Source organism: Deinococcus puniceus (genome assembly GCF_001644565.1).
GTDB lineage: Bacteria > Deinococcota > Deinococci > Deinococcales > Deinococcaceae > Deinococcus > Deinococcus puniceus.
In genome coordinates this window covers 2,068,795-2,088,881 of sequence record NZ_CP011387.1, presented here as the reverse complement: position 1 = coordinate 2,088,881, position 20,087 = coordinate 2,068,795, and the positions used below count along the sequence as shown (strand labels likewise).

At 62.9% G+C, this 20,087-nt stretch carries 20 protein-coding genes and 1 tRNA gene; 10 read left to right on the top strand and 11 right to left on the bottom strand.

What is annotated here, in order from left to right; genetic code table 11:
• Positions 1-19: 19 nt before the first annotated feature.
• Positions 20-1,018, bottom strand: a complete 999-nt coding sequence (gene trpS, locus SU48_RS09530; RefSeq protein WP_064015053.1) for a tryptophan--tRNA ligase — start codon at positions 1,016-1,018, stop codon at positions 20-22.
• 299 nt (positions 1,019-1,317) lie between these two features.
• Positions 1,318-3,261 carry a peptidylprolyl isomerase gene (locus SU48_RS09525; protein ID WP_064015973.1) on the bottom strand — a complete coding sequence of 648 codons (1,944 nt, stop codon included), beginning with the start codon at positions 3,259-3,261 and terminating at the stop codon, positions 1,318-1,320.
• Positions 3,262-3,328: 67 nt separating this feature from the next.
• Between SU48_RS09525 and SU48_RS09520 the strand changes: the two genes are divergently transcribed.
• The 8 genes from SU48_RS09520 to SU48_RS09485 all read left to right on the top strand — a co-directional run bounded on the left by SU48_RS09520 (position 3,329) and on the right by SU48_RS09485 (position 7,881).
• Positions 3,329-3,405, top strand: a tRNA-Arg gene (locus tag SU48_RS09520).
• 295 nt (positions 3,406-3,700) lie between these two features.
• A complete protein-coding gene (locus tag SU48_RS09515; RefSeq protein WP_064015052.1) occupies positions 3,701-4,753 on the top strand; it encodes an SIS domain-containing protein in 1,053 nt (350 codons plus the stop codon).
• A 55-nt stretch (positions 4,754-4,808) separates the two neighbouring features.
• Positions 4,809-5,132 carry an ArsR/SmtB family transcription factor gene (locus tag SU48_RS09510; RefSeq protein ID WP_064015051.1) on the top strand — a complete coding sequence of 108 codons (324 nt, stop codon included), beginning with the start codon at positions 4,809-4,811 and terminating at the stop codon, positions 5,130-5,132.
• Positions 5,133-5,139: 7 nt separating this feature from the next.
• On the top strand, positions 5,140-5,601 hold the full coding sequence (locus SU48_RS09505; protein ID WP_064015050.1) for an arsenate reductase ArsC: 462 nt from the start codon (positions 5,140-5,142) through the stop codon (positions 5,599-5,601).
• A complete protein-coding gene (locus tag SU48_RS14430; protein WP_064015049.1) occupies positions 5,602-5,940 on the top strand; it encodes an aquaporin in 339 nt (112 codons plus the stop codon).
• A complete protein-coding gene (locus tag SU48_RS14425; RefSeq protein ID WP_197474639.1) occupies positions 5,937-6,287 on the top strand; it encodes an aquaporin in 351 nt (116 codons plus the stop codon). The genes SU48_RS14430 and SU48_RS14425 overlap by 4 nt, the downstream gene beginning before the upstream one ends.
• 211 nt (positions 6,288-6,498) lie before the next feature.
• On the top strand, positions 6,499-6,933 hold the full coding sequence (locus tag SU48_RS09490; protein WP_231881592.1) for a DUF6428 family protein: 435 nt from the start codon (positions 6,499-6,501) through the stop codon (positions 6,931-6,933).
• A gap of 132 nt (positions 6,934-7,065) precedes the next feature.
• Entirely contained in the window at positions 7,066-7,881 is an 816-nt protein-coding gene (locus SU48_RS09485; protein ID WP_064015046.1) for a GNAT family N-acetyltransferase, read from the top strand.
• Positions 7,882-7,912: 31 nt separating this feature from the next.
• Here SU48_RS09485 and recJ read toward each other — a convergent pair whose 3' ends face one another.
• Positions 7,913-10,069 carry a single-stranded-DNA-specific exonuclease RecJ gene (gene recJ, locus SU48_RS09480; RefSeq protein ID WP_064015045.1) on the bottom strand — a complete coding sequence of 719 codons (2,157 nt, stop codon included), beginning with the start codon at positions 10,067-10,069 and terminating at the stop codon, positions 7,913-7,915.
• Entirely contained in the window at positions 10,066-10,434 is a 369-nt protein-coding gene (locus tag SU48_RS09475) for a LapA family protein (protein WP_064015044.1), read from the bottom strand. The genes recJ and SU48_RS09475 overlap by 4 nt, the downstream gene beginning before the upstream one ends.
• 98 nt (positions 10,435-10,532) lie before the next feature.
• Here SU48_RS09475 and SU48_RS09470 point away from each other — a divergent pair, with 98 nt between their 5' ends.
• On the top strand, positions 10,533-11,417 hold the full coding sequence (locus SU48_RS09470; protein WP_157451139.1) for a UbiA family prenyltransferase: 885 nt from the start codon (positions 10,533-10,535) through the stop codon (positions 11,415-11,417).
• Positions 11,418-11,518: 101 nt separating this feature from the next.
• A complete protein-coding gene (locus SU48_RS09465; RefSeq protein ID WP_231881591.1) occupies positions 11,519-12,853 on the top strand; it encodes a phytoene desaturase family protein in 1,335 nt (444 codons plus the stop codon).
• Between the two features lie 57 nt (positions 12,854-12,910).
• On the opposite strand, the gene SU48_RS14295 is transcribed toward SU48_RS09465, so the two are convergent.
• The 7 genes from SU48_RS14295 to SU48_RS09435 all read right to left on the bottom strand — a co-directional run bounded on the left by SU48_RS14295 (position 12,911) and on the right by SU48_RS09435 (position 19,885).
• Complete coding sequence (locus SU48_RS14295; RefSeq protein ID WP_197474638.1) at positions 12,911-13,057, bottom strand: hypothetical protein; 147 nt, start codon at positions 13,055-13,057, stop codon at positions 12,911-12,913.
• A gap of 60 nt (positions 13,058-13,117) precedes the next feature.
• Positions 13,118-14,854: a S8 family serine peptidase gene (locus SU48_RS09460; protein WP_064015043.1), complete on the bottom strand. Its 1,737-nt coding sequence runs from the start codon at positions 14,852-14,854 to the stop codon at positions 13,118-13,120.
• A 323-nt stretch (positions 14,855-15,177) separates the two neighbouring features.
• Positions 15,178-16,749, bottom strand: coding sequence for an L-glutamate gamma-semialdehyde dehydrogenase (pruA, locus tag SU48_RS09455; protein WP_064015042.1), 1,572 nt, complete (start codon positions 16,747-16,749; stop codon positions 15,178-15,180).
• A gap of 323 nt (positions 16,750-17,072) precedes the next feature.
• Positions 17,073-18,005 (bottom strand): proline dehydrogenase family protein, encoded by a 933-nt coding sequence (locus SU48_RS09450; RefSeq protein ID WP_064015041.1) that lies wholly within the window; start codon positions 18,003-18,005, stop codon positions 17,073-17,075.
• Positions 18,002-18,682, bottom strand: coding sequence for a GntR family transcriptional regulator (locus SU48_RS09445; protein WP_064015040.1), 681 nt, complete (start codon positions 18,680-18,682; stop codon positions 18,002-18,004). Before SU48_RS09445 ends, SU48_RS09450 begins: the two co-directional genes overlap by 4 nt.
• Before the next feature lie 178 nt (positions 18,683-18,860).
• The gene (locus SU48_RS09440) at positions 18,861-19,370 is read right to left on the bottom strand and encodes an MgtC/SapB family protein (RefSeq protein WP_064015039.1); all 510 of its coding nucleotides are present in this window, start codon (positions 19,368-19,370) and stop codon (positions 18,861-18,863) included.
• A 92-nt stretch (positions 19,371-19,462) separates the two neighbouring features.
• A complete protein-coding gene (locus SU48_RS09435) occupies positions 19,463-19,885 on the bottom strand; it encodes a hypothetical protein (RefSeq protein WP_064015038.1) in 423 nt (140 codons plus the stop codon).
• Positions 19,886-20,087: the final 202 nt, after the last annotated feature.

Below are 20,087 nucleotides of genomic sequence, written 5' to 3'. Positions count from 1 at the left end.
CCATTCACGGTTTTGGAAATCACAACTTCAGGAATCCAACCTTCTCCCGCGCTTCCTCGAACACGGGCTGGGCAATGGCGCGGGCCTCTTTTGCACCCTGCACCAAAGCGTCGCGCACAAAGTCGGGGTCGGCACGCAGGGCGGCGGCCCGCTCCTGTATGGGCGCGAGTTCCTGCGTCATGCTGCCCAGCAACAGTTTTTTGCAATCTACGCAGCCAATCCCGGCGGTGCGGCAGCCCGTGTACACCGTTTCCAGCGTGGGCAGATCGCTGAACAGTTTGTGGTAATCCCCGATCAGGCACTTGTCTGGGTCGCCGGGGTCGGTGCGGCGCACGCGGGCGGGGTCGGTGGGAGCCACCCGCAGCTTTTGCCAAATGGAATCCAGCGGCTCCAGAATGCCGATGGTGGTGGCCTCGCCCTTGCTTTTGCTCATCTTGCCCGATCCGTCTAGGCCGGGAATCCGCAGGGCGTCCTTTTCCAGCACTGCCTTCGGTTCTGGGAACATGTCGCCAAACGCATGGTTGAACTTGCGGGCAATCTCGCGGGTCAGTTCGATGTGCTGCACCTGATCCTCACCCACTGGCACGGTGTCGGCCTTGTACAACAAGATGTCGGCGGCCTGAAGCACCGGGTACATCAACAGGCCCGCCGGGGTACTTTCCAGCTTTCCGGCTTTGTCTTTGTACTGCGTCATGCGCTCCAGTTCGCCCACCGGAGTGATGACCGTAAAGAGCCACGCCAGTTGCGTATGCTCCGGCACATGCGACTGCACAAAGAAGATGACTTTCTCGGGGTCTAGGCCCGCCGCCATGTTCGCCACCGCCATCTCGAAGGTGCGCTGGGCCAAGAATTTGGGGTCATAAGCGCTGGGATTGGTGGGCGCGTGCAGGTCTACCACGCAATAAATGGAGTTTTTGCCCAACTGGTCGCCCAATTTCACATAATTTTTCATGGCCCCGAAGTAGTTCCCGATATGGGGATCACCCGTAGGCTGAATTCCAGAAAAGACGCGCGGCATCGCGGAGAGCGGCAGGACAGAAGACATAGTGTCGGCAATTCTAGCGGGCCGGGGCAAGCTGAGGCGTGGGCCGAATGGCGCAGAGGCGGAAGTCGGTCACTTTTTTGCTGATCTGAGTGACGATTGCGGACAGAACCCTCCAGTCTGCTTCGCAGCCAGCCCCGCTGAGAGGGGAGCGCAAAAGATGTTGAGTCCCCTCTCAGGGGGGCATTGCGTCAGCAACAGGGGGGTTATCCAAACTCTGACCAAAAATCGGGCGGCCCCATCATGCGGGCCGCCCAGATCGGAAGGGGAGAGGATTAAGGCGTTTCTGCGGGTGTCGCCGGAGTTTCCGGAGCGGGCGTTTCCGTCGCTGGGGTGTCGGTGGCGGGCGTTGCGGGGGTGCCCGTCGCCGGAGTGTCCGAACCCGTTGCCGGGGTTGCAGGCGTGCCCGGAGTGGGCGTGGCCGGAGTCGTGGGCTTGGGCGCGGCTGCTGTCACACGCTTTTCCTGCGCGGCCAGAACGGTCTTCAGGTTGTCGGTGGGCTTCAGAGCGGCGACTTGCTTGGCGACAAATGCCGTGCCGACTTCATTCTTTTTGGTGCCCAACACCTGTTGCTCTATTTGGGCACGCACGGCGCTCAGGGGCTGGGTGGTGGCGCGTTTCAGATCAGCCACGTAGGCCACCGAGTAGCGCGTGCCGACTTGCACCACGTCGGTCAGGCTGCCATCTCCGGCAGTTTTCAGGGTGGTGGCGGTAAACACGGCGGCGTTCAGTTCCTCGCCCAGTTTGCCGTCGCCGCCCGTCACGGCTCCGCGCTCGCTGACGGTACCGCCCGCTTTGGTGGCGGCCTGCGTAAAGTTGCCGCCTGTCCAGCTGTTGCGGAAGGCCACAGCCTGCGCCCTGTCCTTAAAGCTGGCCTCGGTCACGGTGCCGCTGGCCGGGGTTTTAAACTGCTCAAGGTTCTCTTGGTAGTACTTCTGCACGTCGCTGTCGGTCACTTGCACGTCACGCGCACCGTAGGCGGCGAGGGCGGCGGCCAATTCCGGGCGGGTGCCCACCAACGCCAGTTTCTGATCCTGCGCCACTGTGCGGGCGGCGTAACCCTGAATCAGGCTCTGCACGACTTGCGGTTTCAGAATGCCGTTCACCAGTTGCGCGGCCTGTTCGGCGGGCACCTGTTGCAGCAGGCCAGTAAATTGCTCGTTGCCCACCACTTGCCCGATCACTTCCGAGTAGGGAATGTTCTGGCCCGAGACTTTCGCTACGGTGGGGTCTTCGGCCTTCCAGTTCAGATCGATGTATTCGATCTTCATGTCGGCGGCCAGCTTGTCGCCCCACACTTCTACGGCGGCGTTCTTCTTCTGCTCGTTCACAGCGGTCAGCACGTCGGTTTTGGCGTCGGCAAACGGCTTGGGCGCGGGCGCGAGGAACTTCTCCACCTTCACGATGTAAAACTTGCCGCCGCTCTTGATCACGTCGGTGACGCCGCCCTCGGTGAGCGCGAAGGCCGCCGTGCCGACTTCTGCGGGCAAGGCCACCTGCGCCACCGGGCGGGGAGCGCCGTTTTCCAGCGGGCCGAGTGCGCCGCCCCGGTCTTTGTTTTCGGTGCTGTTGGCGGTGGCCAGCGCTGCAAAGTCGCCGCCCGCCTTCACCTGTGCCAGCAGGCTCTTGGCCTTGGCCTCGTCGGCTACCACGATCTGACGGCCCACGATCCGGGCGTCGCTGACAAAGTTGTCCTTATTCAGCGTGTAGTACAGCTGCGCTTCGGCGTCGGTGGCGGGCGCGGCGGTGGCCTTGATGGAATCCACCTTGCGCTGCACGGCGAGGCCGTCGCGTACCTGCTTGCGGAAGGCCGCGTCGGTCAGGCCCGCGCCTTGCAGAGCGTCCGTCCAGGCCTTGTTGTCGGTCAGGTTGTTCTGCTCGCGCACTTTGGTCACTTCGGCATTCACGTCGTTCCGGCTCACGTCAATGTCTTTGGCGGCCTGAATGTACAGCACCTGACGAGCTTTCTGGGCCACTACGTAGGTCTTGAAATCGTCGCCCAGCAGCCCGCTGTCAGCGCTGCTCAGCACAGGATTGCCGCGCCGCAGGGCTTCGAGGTCTTCTACCGTCACGGTTTCGCCGTTCACTTTCAGGGCGGGTGTTCCGGTCTGGCGGTTAAAGAGGCTGCCGAGGTTCGGCGTGAACTGGTAAGCCATGCCCACCACCAACATCAATGCCAGAACGCCCAGCAGGACGTTCACGAACTTCTTGTTCTTCACTTGATCTCCTTCATGCAAAGTGCTACTTTACCTGAGCTTTGTGGGTTCCGGTTCGGAATCTGTGCGGGCACTCGTAGCTCAGGTGGATAGAGCGTTGGCCTCCGAAGCCAAAGGCCACAGGTTCGAGTCCTGTCGAGTGCACCATCCAAGAGCAGGTCAATCGGTAAGCCAGTCACGTCGCCCCAAGAGGCGGCGTTTCTGTTTGGGCGGCTTCCAGCAACGCCTTTTGCAGACTGTTGGCTGCTGGAATTGGGATGAGACGAGAAGGACACGGGCAGGATTCTAGCACGCAAGGTTAAAGGGGCGTGAAGGCAGAATCTCTGTTCTGAACGGTGTTTTTGGTTGCCTTTGCGCCGCCGAGACTCTGGCCGGACTGCTGGTGCGCCTCCCCCAGAGCGCCGCCTCACCCAGAGTGCTTACGCCATGTACGCTAGGCGGTATGACCATCCCTCCTGCTCCTGCTCCCGCCAGCGACTTGTTTGCGCTGCTGGCCCGCTTGCCCGGCAGTTACGCTGGCCCCACCCGCCCTGAAGAAGGCCCGCACGCCATTGTCGGCGTCGGTGAGGGCACGCTGGCCGTGCAATTGGCCGAAACCTTGGTGGCCGTCAACTTTACCCGCACGGGTACGCAATTCGTGCTGGACAGCGCCGACGCCGGAGACGCCGCCCGCACCTTTGCCGAACTGGCCGAAGTTGCGGGGGCAAAGGTTCGCCGCGTCAGCACGGGCGGCAGCGCCAGCGAAATAGACGTGCTGGTGCCGGGCGGCCCACTCGCCACGTACCATTTTGCCCAGTTTCTGGCCCACGCCACCGGGCACGGCGAGCAGGCGCAGGCCGCCGACGCGCTCCTCACCGATCTGGCCTACCGCTGCGCCCCCAGCGTGGAGCAGGACAATCCCGCCCGCGATTTGGCGTGGAGTTTGTGGGGCCGCACGCCACTCTTGCTGGCCGCGCCCGACGCCGAGGTGCTCCCGCAGGCGTGGCAGACCTTGCTGGCCCGTATCGGCAAAACGCTGAGTATTCCGGTTATGGGTGATCCGCTGCCCTTCGTCACGGGCGCGTTCGAGGCCCAGCATGAAAAGGGCGACGGCAAAATCGCGCTGCTGCTGGGCGACGCCGATCCTGCCTTGCTGGTGGCCCGCGAAATCTTGGAATCGCGCATCGATGAAGTCGTGCATGTGCCGTACTTTCAGGAGGAAATAGGCGGGTACGCGGCGCAGTTGGGCCTGTGGTACTTCGGCGCGTGGGTGGCCGCGTACCTAGCAGAACGCTACGAGCAGTCCCCCAATGACCTCGCGATTTTGCGCCGCGCTCAGGCCGTCCTGAGTGGCGAGGCCGCCGAGGACACCCTGAACGCCCCCCGCGAAGATGTGCGCCGCACGCCGATCATCAAGGACTGGCGCGATGATGACTCCGACTTGGCGGAGTTGGACGACGGCGAGGACTTTGATGGGGAAGACTTTGACGAAGATGTGGATGAGGACGAGCAGTAAATCCAACCCATTAACTAGCTGTGTGTTCTTGAAGCCCATCAATTAGAATAGGTGGATGACCACTGCTGTTGCCGCTCCCACTGTCCTTGACCAGATCAAAGCCTTATCGCACGAGATCCGCTTTGATCTGGTGCGGTATTTGGCAGGGGGCGAACGATGTGTCTGTGACCTAGAAGCCCTGCTCAGTCTGCCCCAATCGAAGGTGTCTTACCATCTGGGTATTCTGCGTGACGCCGAGTTGGTGCGGGCCGAGCAGCGCGGCAAGAATATGTATTACATCCTGCGGCAAGAAGCCCTGTTCAGCTTGAGCGGCTCTCTTCTCACCGAATTATTTGCCCAACCCGTCCACTTGACGCATCAAAATAATTCGATATGCTAAGCGGGACATGACCCGTGTTCTGATCCTCTGCACCCACAATTCGGCCCGCTCGCAGATGGCCGAAGCCCTCACCCGTGATGCAGCGCGGCGGCTCAGCCTTGATCTGGAGGTGCATTCGGCAGGCACCGAGGCCACCCGCGTGAAGGACGACGCTAGAACGGTGATGGGGGAGATCGGCCTGAGCTTGGACGCCCACACCAGCAAGACGCTCTGGGACGTGCCAGACGCGCAGAACTTCGATTACGTGATCACGGTCTGCGATTCTGCTGCCGAAGCCTGCCCTGTCTATCCCGGCAAAACGAACCGCCTGCATTACCCGTTCACCGATCCGAGTGGCGGCAGCTTGGAGCGTTGGCGGGCCGTGCGCGATCAGCTCCGGGTTCAATTTGATGCGTTCGTGCAGAGCTTGAAAGACGGTCAACCTGTCCCAGCCACCTACGAAAACAGCCCCGCCGTCGCGGTGGCCTAAGTGGGTGTTCTCCTGCCGCGTGCCCTCGCCGCCGAAGGCATCGGCACCTTTGCGCTGGTGTTTTTCGGCCCCGGCGCGGCGGTGGTGCAGGCGCAAACGGGAGCGCTCGGACATGCGGGGGTGGCCTTGGTCTTCGGCCTGACTGTCGCCACCGTCATTGCCGCACTTGCCCCCATCAGCGGCGCACACATCAACCCGGCAGCGACTTTTGCGCTGGTGCTGGCGGGCAAATTCCCACTGAACCGCGCCGTGCCGTATGTGCTGGCCCAACGGATGGGCGCGGCTTCGGCGGCTTTTGTTTTGCTGGCCTGTTCGGCGTGGAGGGCAATGTGGGCGTGACTGTGCCCGCCAGAAGCGTGGGTCAAGCTTTCGCGCTCGAAACTGTCCTGACCTTTTTCCTCTTGCTCGTCGCCCTGCGCTCCGGGTTGCCGTGGGTGGTGGGCGGCGTGGTGGCGCTCGAAGCCATGATGGGCGGCCCGATCACCGGGGCCAGCATGAATCCGGCCCGCAGTTTTGGCCCGGCACTCGCCAGCGGCATCTGGACGGCGCATTGGCTGTACTGGGCGGCTCCGCTGTTGGGCGCGGCCCTTGCAGTGGCGGCCAACCACTTCCTGAGTCCCAGCGAACCGATTGAAACCAAGTCCCATCAGGCCCAGGAATTCGCGCTCATAGGGGAAGGGCGCTGATGTCGCTGCTTTCGAATCGAAGCCCCTGCCGCCGCTGGCCGTGTACTCAGCCAAATATGTCTCTCCTACACGCACTCTATTGCTCCACAGGAGACAGCTCATGACCCTTCAAACGCTTCCCGGCCTCGCCGCCTAGACTTCTACCCTCGCCTTCCTGTCGGCCCTACGCGGCACCGATCAGCGCCCGCTGGAATTCCATCTGCACGGCGCGGTGCTGGTGCCTGCGGGCTACCACGTCACCGAAGTCAAGGCTGTGACTATCGAGGCGATGGACTGCGGCGGCAAGGCGACGGCGTGGCGCGAAACGGTGATTCAGCTGATGGACGGCTCTGCCGAGGAAGCGGAAGCCGGATTTATGACCAACCGCAAGTTCTTGGCTATTTATGATCGCGCTGCCAAGCGGTTGCCTGTGCAGGACGCCGCCGAGGTGCGGTTCGAATACGGCAACAGCTACACGCCCGCCCTGCAATACCACGTCACCCACACTGAAATGTTGCCAGAGCGAATGATCGTGCATCTGCACACGCCGGGTGTGCAGTGCAAAGCGGGCGAGGCGTGTGGACTGCCCGCAGACAAGGCGGCTGAGGCTGACTGCGCCCCTGAAAGCGGGTGCTGCACGCCTCAAGCGCCGATTTCTTTGAGTTAGGCGTGGAGGTAGGCCAGCTTAATTCAGCTAGGATGCCAGTTAGGCGGCAACTTCATTGCTCGTGGAGTTGATTGCTCACTTCGCCCTCAATTTGGATCAGATTGCCTGCGGTCGTCTGACTGTTGGAGTTCCATGCTTACACTCGCTTCTATAACTACCGCCAATCTCGAAGAGTATCTCAGCGTGAAGAAGATGGACGCCGCACCATCCGATCTGTTCCGGGGGCGCTTTGAGCGGGGTGAAGTTGCTGCCGAAAGTGCCAAGTTGTTGTCTAGGGACGGTCAGTGTATCGGCGGGTATTCCATTGCCAATGCCGGGCAGAAGAAAATAGTGTTCGTACATATCAATGATGTGTTGAGTACTTTGGAAGAGGCTGAAGTGTTGACCGAGCTGGCTAGTGGTGTTGGCGATAAGGCCGCCGCTCTCATCATCATCAATAAGTCAAACTCGGCACACGCTTTTGCCGCTGATTCTCCATTCATCTCTGTTCAGTCGCATTCATTCCATCATCTCACGCCCTTGGATAGGCCGTTGCCCCAGCCTGAAGCATTTGAACCTGTTGGAATAGAGATTCTCTCAACGCAGGAAGTGGCAGAATTTCTAATCCATTCGGACGGCGAATTTACTGTAGAGGGCCAGCTCGATTATTACGAATCGTGCAGCACTGTGGGCGGATTGCTGCAAAGAGTGAACGGCGTCATCGTGGCTCTGGGGATGGTCTGTGAGCCACGACCCGGCATGGCCAGCATTCAAATGATCGGCGTTCACCGGGATTATCGGCGGCAAGGCCGGGGTAGCGCCTTGCAACTGGCGCTGATGCACCGGGCCAAAGCCTTTGCGGATGTGTACGCGGGGGCCACCCATACAGACAATGCCGCCATGCTGCGGGTCATGCAAAAGAATGGGTGTCAGATCAGCGACGAACAGTGGGTATACACCTTCCGCTGAGGGGAAGAGCTGTTCTCAGAAGTCGCCCGTTCTAGTCGTCGGCCACAGCCAATACATGTTCCGCCGCTTCGGGCCTATCCACTTCAGGAACCTCCAATCCCAGCATGGCGTGGACACTGGCCGTCCAGCCATCATCGTTCAGCGTGCGGTGGTGGTGCGCCCATTGCCAGCGGCGGTAGGCGTCGGCGGCGCTCTCTAGGTGTGCGTCGTCCTGCGTGGCGTCTAGCAGCGGGTTGGGCGGCGGCGGGGCCAGATGATGCCGGGTCAGCGCGCCTTCCAGTTCGGCCAGCGTTTTGGGGCCAAACGCGAAGGCCACCCGCCCCGCTGTGACCCACATCCGCAGATCGGATTCGGTGGGCAGGGCGTACAGGATCAGTTCGCCGCCAGGGTGCGGGTCGCCCGGACGGGTCAGGGTCAGGCCTGGCACGTTGCCGCCCAAATACTCGGCCACCACGCCCTCGGCATAGGCACTGGCCCCGGATTTCAGGTGCTGCATGGCTTGTTTGGGGTCTAGGCGCGGGGTGGGGGAGAGGTGCGCCGCGTCCAGATGTTCTACCCCCAAAGTCGCGGGCAGACGCAACGCCTGACCGTGCAACTCCAAATTCACTTTGCCCCGGAATTCGTTCAGCACCAATTGTGTGGCAAGGTCGCGACTTCCGGGTGTGGCGTCGGTTTCGCCGTATTTCACGCCCTTCAGCGGCCCCACCCGGAATTGCAGGCTGTCGCCGCGTTTGCCCACCAGGCGCGTGTCGGTCAGGGTGTCGCGCACGTGCCAGAGCGGGGGGCGGTGGCCTTCGCCGTAAGGTTCGAAGCTGGCGGCCTCGGCCACTAAGTCCATCGTCGCGCCCAGCGTGGGTAGGGGGGCATCAAGCAAAAAGGTCGACACAGGCGTCGGAAATTGCCGGGCATACGCATGAATCCGGTCACGAAAGGCCGAGATGTTTTCCGGCGCAATCGAAAAACCCGCCGCGCCGGGATGCCCGCCGTAGCGTTTCAGCAAGTGTTCGCTGTCGCGCAGGCCCTGTACCGCGCTGATTCCCGGTGTGCTGCGCACCGAGCCTTTGCCCTGCGCGATGATGTACACGGGCTTGTGATACGTCTCTACCAATTTTGAAGCCACGATGCCCATCACGCCCGCGTGCCAGTCGTCGTGCGTGACCACCAGCGCGGGTTCCGAAGGGTCGGCAATTGCCAGTGCTTGCTCGAACATCTTGTCTTGCAGCACGCGGCGGTCTGCATTGCGCGTTTCCAAATACGCCGCGAGGGTGGCCGCCTCATGCTGGCTGTCGGTGGTCAGCAATTGCAGCGCGATATCGGCCTCGCCCAAGCGTCCAGCGGCATTGATGCGCGGGGCCAAGATAAAAGCCACGTCGCGGGCGGTGGGGCGGCGCACCTGTTTGGTGTCCATCAGGGCACGCAGGCCGGGATGCGTGGTGCGTTCCAATTCCTGTAATCCCGCCCGTACCAGCGCCCGGTTTTCTCCGATCAGGGGGGCCACGTCGGCCACCGTGCCCAGCGTCGCCAGAGCCGTGAGGGAACGGGGTTCGGGCAGGCCCAACTCGTTATAAATGGCCCATAGCAGGTGATAGGCCACGCCTGCCCCGGTCAGGTTGTGCAGCGCCCCGTTGTAGCCGCCCGTCAGCTGCGGGTGAACCACCAGCGTCGCGGGAAACTCCTTGCCGGGGGCGTGGTGGTCGGTCACGATCACGTCTACACCCTTGTCTAGCAGCGCCCGCACTTCTTCCACGTTGCTGACGCCGCAGTCCACCGTGACCAGTAAGTCGGCGGCGGCGGCGTGTTCCTCCACCCGGTCAGGATGCACGCCGTAGCCCTCGTTCAGGCGGTGCGGAATAAAACCGTGCACATCGGCCCCGACTTGCCGCAGCCCCAGCACCAGAATCGCTGTGGCGGTCACGCCGTCGGCGTCGTAATCGCCGTGAATGCGGATGCGTTTGTTGGCGGCTACCGCCTTCACGATTCGCCGCGCTGCTTCTATCAGGGCCGGATTGGGCGTCAGCGTCAGCGGGGGGTCAAGCAGTTCGCGGGTCAGGCCGCGTCCATGCAGCACCTGTGCCAGCGGCGGAGACACGCGCCAAGCCCGCATCACGTCCAGCAGTTCTTCCCGGCTGGCAGGCGGGGCCAGCAGCCAGCGCGGTTCGGGGGCGGTTTTTGTTTTGACTGGACTCATGGCTGGGTTCCTTGTGGCGTCTGTTCTGATTCGGTGGGTGCGGCGGGGGCCAGATTGGCCGGGGTCATGGCTCCCAAACGGGCTTGCAACGTGGCGGCCAACCGCTGTTCCAGCGCCGAACGTTCGCGCACGTCGCGCCTACGCTTGGCCCGCACATTCCAGAGGGGCGGCACGAACAAGAGCGTCGCGTACACCGCCCCCGTCACCAAAAACAGCGCCACCGCCGCGCCGACGGGCAGGCTCAGTTCGCCGCGTCCGAAGGGCAAGGGCAGCCGCACCACCTGCGGGTTTTCCAGCGCCACCAGCAGGAGGTACGCCGCCAGCGCCAGCAGCAGCAGAACTTGAAGGAACGAAACGAGCCGCATCAGGGAACAGTTTAGCGCCTACGCCGGGTCAGAAAGGCGAGACAAGCCCGGTCTTACGGGACGGCTGGCCCGTAGTTCACCGCTAGAATAGGCCCGATATGGTGCCCCGCCTGCGTTCCGTTCCGCGTCCTGCTCTGCTGCCACTCTCCCGGCTGCTGGCGGTGTCGCGTCCGGCGCTGTGGGTCAATACGGTAGGTACGCTCATTACGGGGCTGTGGCTCAGCGGGCATTTGTATAGCACCGCGCTAGAACTCTGGGTGCTGTTGCTGTATTTCACGCTCCCCTTCAACCTGCTGATTTACGGCCTGAACGACCTGTCTGACCGGGCCGAAGATGCCCGCAGTGGGCGCAAAGGCGGCTGGCAGGGGGCAAGGCTGGCAGCGGGCGAGGGAGCGCCCCTCCTGACGGCGATTCTGGCCGTGAATCTGCCCTTTTTGCTGGCGCTGGCGTGGCTGCTTCCGCCCGCTGCGTCGTTGGTGTTGGTGCTGTCGGCGGGCCTGTTCGCGGCGTACTCGGTGCCGCCCCTGCGCTTTAAGGGCCGCCCGGTGCTAGACGGCCTGAGCAACGTCGCTTACGCCCTGCCGCTGGTATTGCCCGCGCTGGTATTGGGTGGCCCCATTCCACTGCTGCCCTTGCTGGCCCTCATGGCCTACTCGGTGGGCAAACACGCCTTCGACGCCGTGCAGGACATTCCCGCTGACCGGGCAGGCGGCACGCGCACAGTGGCGACAACCTTGGGCGCGGCGGGGACGGCCTTCTATGCATTGGTCTGGTTCGCGCTGGCTGGGGCGCTGTTATGGGGAGAAAGTCGGCTGGTGGCCGTGACCTTGTGGGCGGTGTGCGGCGGCATGGCTCTGGCCCTCGCCCGCACGCCCACGCCCCAGCAGGCCGCCCGCCTGTACCCCCTCAGTATCGTGTCGCCTTGGCTGGTGGGCACGGTGGCGGGGGTGCAGTTGGTGTATGGGCTGGCGCGGCAGGGGTGAGCGGGGTTGTTGACCCCCTCCCTTTGTGGGACTCGCAGAGATGCGGAGCAGAGAGGGGCTTTGCGAAGCAAGGGGTGAGGGGGTTCTGTCTGCAACATGCTGTGGGGATCATCGGCGGCGGCTTGGCGGGCCTGACACTGGCGGCACTGCTGGCCCAGCGCGGTCACGCCATCACCGTGTATGAAGCAGACCGCTTGGGCGGAAAGCTACGGCGGATTGAGGTGGGCGGCCTGAGCGTTGACACCGGCCCCAGCCTGTTTACCTTTCCCGGCGTGTGGCACAGGGTTCTGGCCCGCCTGAAGGAAAGTTCAGACCCACTGGATTTGCGCCCGCTGCCGGGTGGGTTGGGCATCCATCACACGCCGTTTGGCCCGGTGCCATTGCCTGTGCGGCCCGGTCACGCGCTGCACGCCGACTGGCTGCGGGTCTGTGAGGCGGCGGCTCCAGTTGCGCCGCACCTGGAAACGCTACTGACCACGCCCCCCCGCTTCACTTCCCCCGCTTTCCTGCGGGCAAGCGCGGCATTGGCACGCGCCACCGGGCCGCACCCTACCGCCGAGGGCTGGATTCGGGCGCGGCGGGTGCATCCGGCGTTGGCCCACGCCCTGCGCACCCACGCCCTGAATGCCGGATTGCCGCCCGCCGATGCCCCGGCCCTGTATGCCCTGCTTCCGGCCCTGATCGCGGGCCATGTCTGCCGTCCGGCAGGGGGTATGGGCGTGCTGCTGGACAGCTTGCACGGCTTCTGCACGGCGCGGGGCGTGCAATTTCGGGGCGGCGTGGGGCAGGTGGATGCGGCGTCGGGAAGCCTGACGCTGGATGGGGGAGAGGTGGCCCGCCACGATCTGCTCGTCAGCGCCATTGACCCGGCCCGGCTGGCGGCGTTGCGGGGCTTGCCCATGCATTCGCCCCTGCCCCGGCGCACGGTCAGCGGCGTGGCCGTGTATGCCGCGTTCACGCATCCCGTCGCTTTGCCCGCCACCAGCATCATTCCACCCAGCAACTTTGCCGCCTTCCGCGCCGCCCTGCGTGCCGGAGCACTGCCGCCCGATACGCTGGCCCTCGTTCACGCCGATGGGCCGCGCTTGGCGGTGTTGCTCACGGCTCCGGCCACCGCCCGCCCGCTTACGCCCGAGCATCCTTGGGTGCGGGCGCAACTGGCGCGGGTAGAACAGGTCTTGAATATGCCGGGGCTGCTGGCTTCAGCCTCCGCGATAAGGGTGCTTGACCCCAGCCACTACGCACAGGGCGGGCATCCCGGCGGGGCCATCTACGGCCTTGGACACCCCGTCTGGCGTGGCGGCCCACTGCATCCCCAGCCTTACTGCCTCTCGCCCCGGCTGTGGCAAGTGGGTACAGGCGTGCATCCGGGCGGCGGCATTCCGGCCATTCTGGGCGGCGCTCTGATCGTGGATCAATTGCTGGCACAGTCATGATTTCGCAAGAAAAAACCCGCCGCAGGGCAGGTTCAGGATAGGAACTTGAGTTTAAATTCAGGTGGGGCCATGCACATTCGGGCCGACGTAGCCAGCCTCGCGCCTCGAATCGTCGTTGCTGTCCATCGCCCGGTTCAGGCGGGCTTGTTGGTGGGCAAAGTAGGCCATGATTCCCAAAAACACCAGCACAAACAGTAGTCCCATAGCAGTCGCCTCCCTGCCCGCAGCGTAGCAGGCAGAGAGGCGGGGTGTGTCAGCCGGGGTTTACTGCCCGGTGATGGCCTTCAGCGGGTTCACCAGTCCGTGTCCGAAGTTGTTGTCCTTGCCTGCCGCGCCCAGATCAGTGGCGGTGGTGGTGAGCAGGTTCAGCAGTCCGGTGTTGGTGAGGGTGGGTTTGGCGGCCCAGACCACGGCGGCGGCGGCGCTGACGTGCGGCGTGGCCATGCTGGTGCCGTCGAAGTAGGCGTAATCTGCGCCCGTCACACTGAGGGTGGCGGTAGGTGCGCCAGCGGCCAGCAGCGCTTCACCGTCGGCCTGCGTGATGCCCACCACAGGAACGGTGTAGGCATTGGTCAGGCCGATGCCGGGTGCGCCCAGTGCGTTGTTGTAGATCAGGACGCCGGTTGCGCCGCTGCGAACTGCGTTGGCGGTTTTTTCCTCAAAGGTGCAGGTGCCGCGCTTGATCAGGGCGATTTTGTCCTTGATAGCCGCACTGCTGGCGGTGGTGCCGCAAAATTCGTTGTTGGTGCCGCCCGCAACGGCCACTGGGCCTGTTACGGTGCCCTTGCCACTCAGGTCGGCGCTGGTGACTTCGGCAAAGCTGCGGCCCAGTGCGGTCACGTTGGCTGCCGTGCCTTTGCCCAGCGGAACGCTGCTCAGAACGCCCACGCCGGGGCCGACCAGATCCACTTGGGTGCCAAAGTTGCTGAAGCTGGCCTTGGCATTGTCCGCGTCGGTTGCGCCGATGGCCACCACGTTGTCGTAGGCCGCCGGATAGGACACCGCCGCGCCGTCGTTGCCTGTAGCCGCTATGATCAGCACGCCCTTGTTGTGCGCGGCAGTGTAGGCCCGCTGCTCGGTTCGGCTGGCCCGGCCTCCGCCCAGAGACAGGCTGATCACGACTTTGTTTTCTGCGCCGCCCTGAGACTTCAGCTGCGCCGCGCACCAGTTCACGCCGTTGATGATGCCGCTGCTGCTGCCGCTGCCGCTGTCGCCCAGCACGCGGGCCATGTACAGGTTCACGCCCGTTGCCACGCCCACCACACCGTTCGCGTCCATACCCGGTTGTCTGGCTGCCGCGCCCGTCCCTGCGCCCAGCTGGGCAAACACGGTTCCGGCCACGTGCGTGCCGTGCCCGTCCACGTCATTGAGTTTGTAGGGGTCTTCGCGGTTCACGTCGGTGGTCACGAAGTTCTTGTACCCCTTCAGCTTGCGTGCAAATTCGGGGTGGTTGGCGTCGATGCCCGTGTCGCCCACACACACCGCGACGCCCACTCCGGTGTAGTTGCTGGCCCGCAGTTGAGGCACTTTCAGCGCGTTGTCGCCCCAAGTGTATTCACCGCTGGGGTTGAAGATGGCCTGTGCTTTCAAGGCCTGAGAGGACAGAGCAGGGCTGCTGCCTTCGCGGGTCAGACTGCCACTTGGCCCGCCCAGCGCCTGATGCACGGCTTCCAGCTCCACGTATTCCACGTTCGGATTGGCCTTCAGTGCCGCCAGCGCAGAAGGCGACAACTGAACGGCGGCGGCGCTGATGTCGGCCCACTGCTGCTTCAGCGTTCCCCCAGCGGCAGTCACGGCCTGCGCCTGCAACACGGCCTGAGCCTCTAGCGCCTGTGGATTTACACCCTGTGCACTCAGCGGATTCTCTTTAAAGCCCACCAGATAGTTGCCACTGGAAGACAAGTCCGGCGTGCTGGCGTCGGGGACAGCGGCATTCTGCTGAGAGCAGGCGGCCAGCGAGAGGGCGAGGGTGGCAGCAAGCAGGGCACGGTTCAGTGACATCAGACTTCTCCTTGGATCATGCACAAAAGGGAATAGAAAGCCGTGTAGACGCCCAGCCTCATCCAGAGCGTCAGGGGTGGAAGCAAACTTGGTGTGGAACTTGGGCCGGATGCTATGCCGCAAGTCAGTAGTCTAGCGATATTTGTCTAGACAGAATTAGACTGAGTTTATAAAAATCTACAGGAGTGCGCGGTGGGCCGGAGTTTTCCCACAAGGGCCGTGAATTCGGTTCCATTTCAAGGTCAATGCCCCGACTCTGACCTGTGGGAGCAGGCGAGGGTCGGGGCAGTGAGATTTATGACCTTAAGGTGCTGACAGCGAATTTACCAGCGCTCTGTCACCGTTTTCAGTTGCATAAAGTTGGCGAGGTAATCCGGGCCGCCCGCCTTGCTGTCGGTGCCGCTCATGTTGTAGCCGCCGAAGGGTTGCACGCCTACGATGGCCCCCGTAATTTTGCGGTTGAAGTACAGATTCCCGGCCTCGAACTCATGTCTGGCCTGCTCCAGACGGGCGCGGTCACGGCTGCACACGCCCCCGGTCAGGCCGTACTCGGTGGAGTTGGCGATGTCCAGCGCGTGATCCCAGTCGCGGGCGCGGATGACCGAGATGACTGGCCCGAAGATTTCCTCCTGTGCAATGCGGGCGTCGGCGGGTACGTCGCCGAAGATGGTGGGCTGCACGTAATAGCCCTGCTTGCCGCCGTGTTCGCCGGGAGTTTCGCCGCCCAGCAGCAATTTGGCCTCGCCCTTGCCGATGCCGATGTATTTGCCGATCTTCTCGAAGGATTCTTCGTTGACCACTGCCGTCACGTTGGCGTTGTCTTCGCCCGTGCCCACCCGCAGTTTTCCGGCGCGTTCTACGAACTGGCCTACCACGTCGTCATACACGCTGTCTACGACGATCAGGCGGCTCATGGCGCTGCACTTCTGGCCGTTGAAGCCGAACGCGCCCTGCACGGCGGCGGTCACGGCGGTTTCAATGTCTGCCGTTTCGTCCACGATCATGCCGTCTTTGCCGCCCAATTCCAGAATGACTTTCTTGATCCACTTCTGGCCAGGTTGCACCTTGGCAGCCACTTCGTTGATGTGCAGGCCCACGCCGCGAGACCCCGTGAAGGTGATAAAGCGCGTTTTGGCATGCGTGGTCAGGTACTCGCCCACTTCCTCGCCCACGCCGGGCAGGAATTGCAGCACCCCGGCAGGCAGGCCCGCTTCCAGCATGATGTCGGTCACGAATCCAGCGATCAGGCCCGAATCTTCGGCGGGTTTGGCGATCACGCAGTTGCCCGCCACGATGGGTGCGGCCAGCATGCCCAGATAGATCGCGCAGGGAAAGTTCCACGGGCTGATGGAGACGCCCACGCCGATGGGCATAAACATCAGCCCGTTTTCCTCGCCTGCATACCAGGTGGTCTCGGCGGCCCCGAAGCCCGAATATTTCATGGCGCTGCGGGCGTAATATTCGAGGAAATCAATCGCTTCGGCCACTTCCACATCGGCTTCGGCGTAGTTTTTGCCCACTTCAATGCTCATCAGGGCGCAGGCTTCCAGACGGCGGGCCTTCAGCAGCGAACTGGCCTTCAGCAAAATGCGGGCGCGGGCGTCGGGCGTCCACTTTTTCCACGACTCGAATGCTTTCCACGCGCCGTCCAGCGCTTTCTGTGCATCGTCTACAGTGGCTTTGGCCGTGCTGCCCACAATCTCGGACGTATTGCAAGGGTTGATGGATTCCAGCTTTTCAGCAGTGTCCACGCGCACGCCGTCAATGATCAGCGGGTAGTGCTTGCCCACCAGTTCGGCGCGAACTTTCTTCAGTGCAGCTTGGTAGGCGGCCACGTTGTCGGCCTGCGTGAAGTCAATAAACGATTCGGGGCGGTACTCTTGGATTTTCAGCATATTTTCCTTTGATTCAGATAACTGTTAAGGGCGAGGGTCATAAATTCTGGTAAATGCAGCTTTGGAATAGTCTCTTTTCCCCATTGGAGAAACCGACACACAGAAGTATTGATCAGCGTCATGTTTGGTGGTTCCAAGCACAAAACCACTTAATTTGACGCCTTGGCCTCGTACATCTTTCGAACAGTTCACATTACAGCCTTTATAGGGGCCGTCAGAAATCACTGTTACCTTCCACTCGCCTTTTTCCCACACACATTCCATGTCAACTTCAAGCAATGGCCCATGCATTTAAGTTACCTCCTGATAGATTTATTCTAGTTTTAGCCCTTCAGCATCCCCCGCAACACGAACATCACGTTCGCCGGACGCTCGGCGATGCGGCGGCTGAAATAGGCGTACCAGTCGCGGCCATAGGGGATATAGGCGCGGACGCGGTAGCCTTGCGCGGCCAGTTCTTTCTGCAAGTCGCGGCGAATGCCGTACAACATCTGGAATTCAAAAGCGTCTTTGGAAATACCGTGCGCCAAAACGAAGTGCTGCACGTCGGCAATGATGGTTTCGTCGTGCGTGGCGACGTTCACGTAGTTGCCCGCCTTCAGGTGCGCGTACACCAGCTTGCGGTAATTGGCGTCCACGTCGGCCTTCACGGGCATCGCCACCGATTCGGGTTCAAGGTAAGCGCCTTTCACGATTCGCAGATTGGGTCGCAGATCATCGAGGCTGGCACGGTCTGCTTCGGCGCGGTACAGGTAGCTTTGTAGCACCGTCCCCACATGCTGCGCCCCGAATTCGCCCACCAGCACGCGGAATTGCTCCAGCGTCTGGTCTACGCGGGGGTGGTCTTCCATGTCTAAGCACACGAAACCGCCGTATTCCTTGGCCTTGCCGATAATCCGGCGGGCGTTGGTCAGGCCCAAATCTTGGCCGTCCACGGTCTGGCCCTGACCGATGCTGCTGAGTTTCACGCTCACATACGGCTTGATGCCCTCGGCGCGGGCGGCGTCCAGCAGGTGCAGCACTTGGCCCGCGAATTCGTTGGCTTTTTCGGGCGAGGCCACGAATTCGCCCAGCAGATCAAGGTTGCTCAGGATGCCGTCGGCGGCCAATTCTCCTACGGCGGCGATGGCGGTCTGGGCACTTTCGCCCGCCACAAAGCGCTGCGCTACGCTCCAGCCCCGTGAGCGCACCAAGGATTCAATTTGCTTCTGGCCCGAAACGGTCAGGACGGCTTTGCGGTAGAGCTGGTCAATCATGCGAGTTCTCCAAGGTTGTGCATCACGAGGGCGGCGAAGGTTCGGACGTGCAGGCGGGCGGCGGCTCTGGCCTCGTCTGCGTCGCGGGCCAAAATGGCTTTGAGAATGGCCGCGTGCTGGGCAGCCGTTTCGGGGTGGGCATTGTAGGTGCGGGTCTGGTGCTTGATGAGGGCCACCCGCTGTTCGAGGTCACGGGCCAGATCGCCCAACGCCCCATTGCGTGCGCCCTGTGTAATGGCCCGGTGAAAGGCCAAATCCAGCCGGGTCTGCGTGCGGTATTCGCCGTCGACAGAGGCATTCAGGTCATTCAGGGCGGCGCGGAGAGCGTCGGCGTCGGCGGGGGTGTGCTGGGCGGCGGCCAGTGCAGCAGCCAACCCGTCCAACTCCTCGCGCACCACGTAGGCGTCACGCGCCTCGGTTGCCGTCATGGTTCGCACGCGCACGCCCTTGTTGGCCTCGGCCACCAGCAGCCCGTCTTGCACGAGGCGCATCAGGGCTTCCCGAATCGGGGTACGGCTCACGCCCAGTTTCTCGCCCAATTCCACCTCGCCCAGCCGCTCTCCGGGCAGCAGATCGCCGTCCAGTACTGCGCGGCGCAGATGGTCGTACACCCCGTCGCGCACCAGCGTCGGGCGGGCAAAGGACAGTCCAGACGAACTCGGGGCGGGCAGACTCATTGTGGATACTGTATACAATCTGAGACAGGCTGACAAGAGGCAGATGGTACAGGGTTAGCGTTCTGCCGTTGGTCACGAAAGAGGTTGCGGCTCCCGAGCGAAAGACACGGACGCAACAGCATTCCGCCTAGGCTAATCAGTTCTTAGACCCTTAGACGCCGGGCCACAGCCCCAAGCCTCAGCCGTTCTGCCCTTCCCGCTTCTGCTCCGAACTCTTCGCCTGCTGCTCGCCGTTGCGCCCGTTTTCCCATTCCGACACGCGCCACAGCACGCCCAGCGTCAACAAAAACAGCGCGGTGGCCCCCGTTGCCAGCACGTACAGATGCAGACCGCACGCCACGCCAATCCCCGCCGTTGCCAGCAGGCCCGCTGCGGTGGTCAGGCCTTTGGCTCCCTCACCGTGCCGATCCGAAAAGATGGCTCCTGCGCCCAGAAAGCTGACGCCACTGACCACCGCGCCCAGAATCCCGATCAGATCGAAGCGCACCTGATTGTCTTCTTTGGCAAAGGAGTTGACCAGCGATTCGCCCAGTACCATGAACAGCGCGGCACTCACGCCCACCAGAATATGCGTGCGGAGGCCCGCGCTCCGGTTGCGACTTTCCCTCTCCCAGCCAATTGCGCCGCTGAGCACGAAGGCCGCCAAGAGTCCCTGCATCAGCCTGAGTTCGGCCCAGAATGCTTCCATCATGCCAGCTTAGGGGGGCGGCGATTGACCCGCATCTGACACAGCTTGCCGTTTTCTTGAGATCAGGTCAGTGGAATGTCAGGTTGGCAGCTTCAGCGTTCGTCGGCCCTGATGGGTTCGATGGGGAAAATGCGGTGGGCGAGGCGCTCCAGCCCCGAACGCCCGGCGCGTTGCTGGCAAGACTGCGTGCCTGTGCAGAGGGTGACGTAGCGGGTGCGGCGGGCGGCCACATGCACGCGGTACAGCGCCGCCTCGGTGCGCGAGCGGGTGTAGTGGCACAGGTCGCAGTGCAGGGCCCCCTTGGCTTTGGGATCAAGCGGCGTAAATTCGGCCAGTTGGTCGCCCTGAACCAGTGCCAGCCGCCCATCGGCCACCGGGTACAAACCCAGCGTGAGGGGCGGCGGGGCCGGGTGTGTGGCGTCGGCTTCGTGCCCGAACAGTTCCCGGTGCGTCTCTGGAAACAGTTCGCGCAGCAGGTCGCGCACGCTGTGTTCTTGGGGGCGGTGATCCTTCATGTCCATCAGTTTAAGCGGAGCTTTGGGGGGCGGAAGGTGGGCTTGGGCACGCCTTGCGGGTGGAAAAGGGAACCCCTCCGTCTGCTTTGCAGCCACCTTCGCTCAAAGGGAGGCCAAAAGATTTCCCCACCTCTAAGGGGGGGCGTTGCAGAGCAACGGGGGGGTTTACACGCCAGCGCTTCCGCCCAACCGTGCCCCCTCG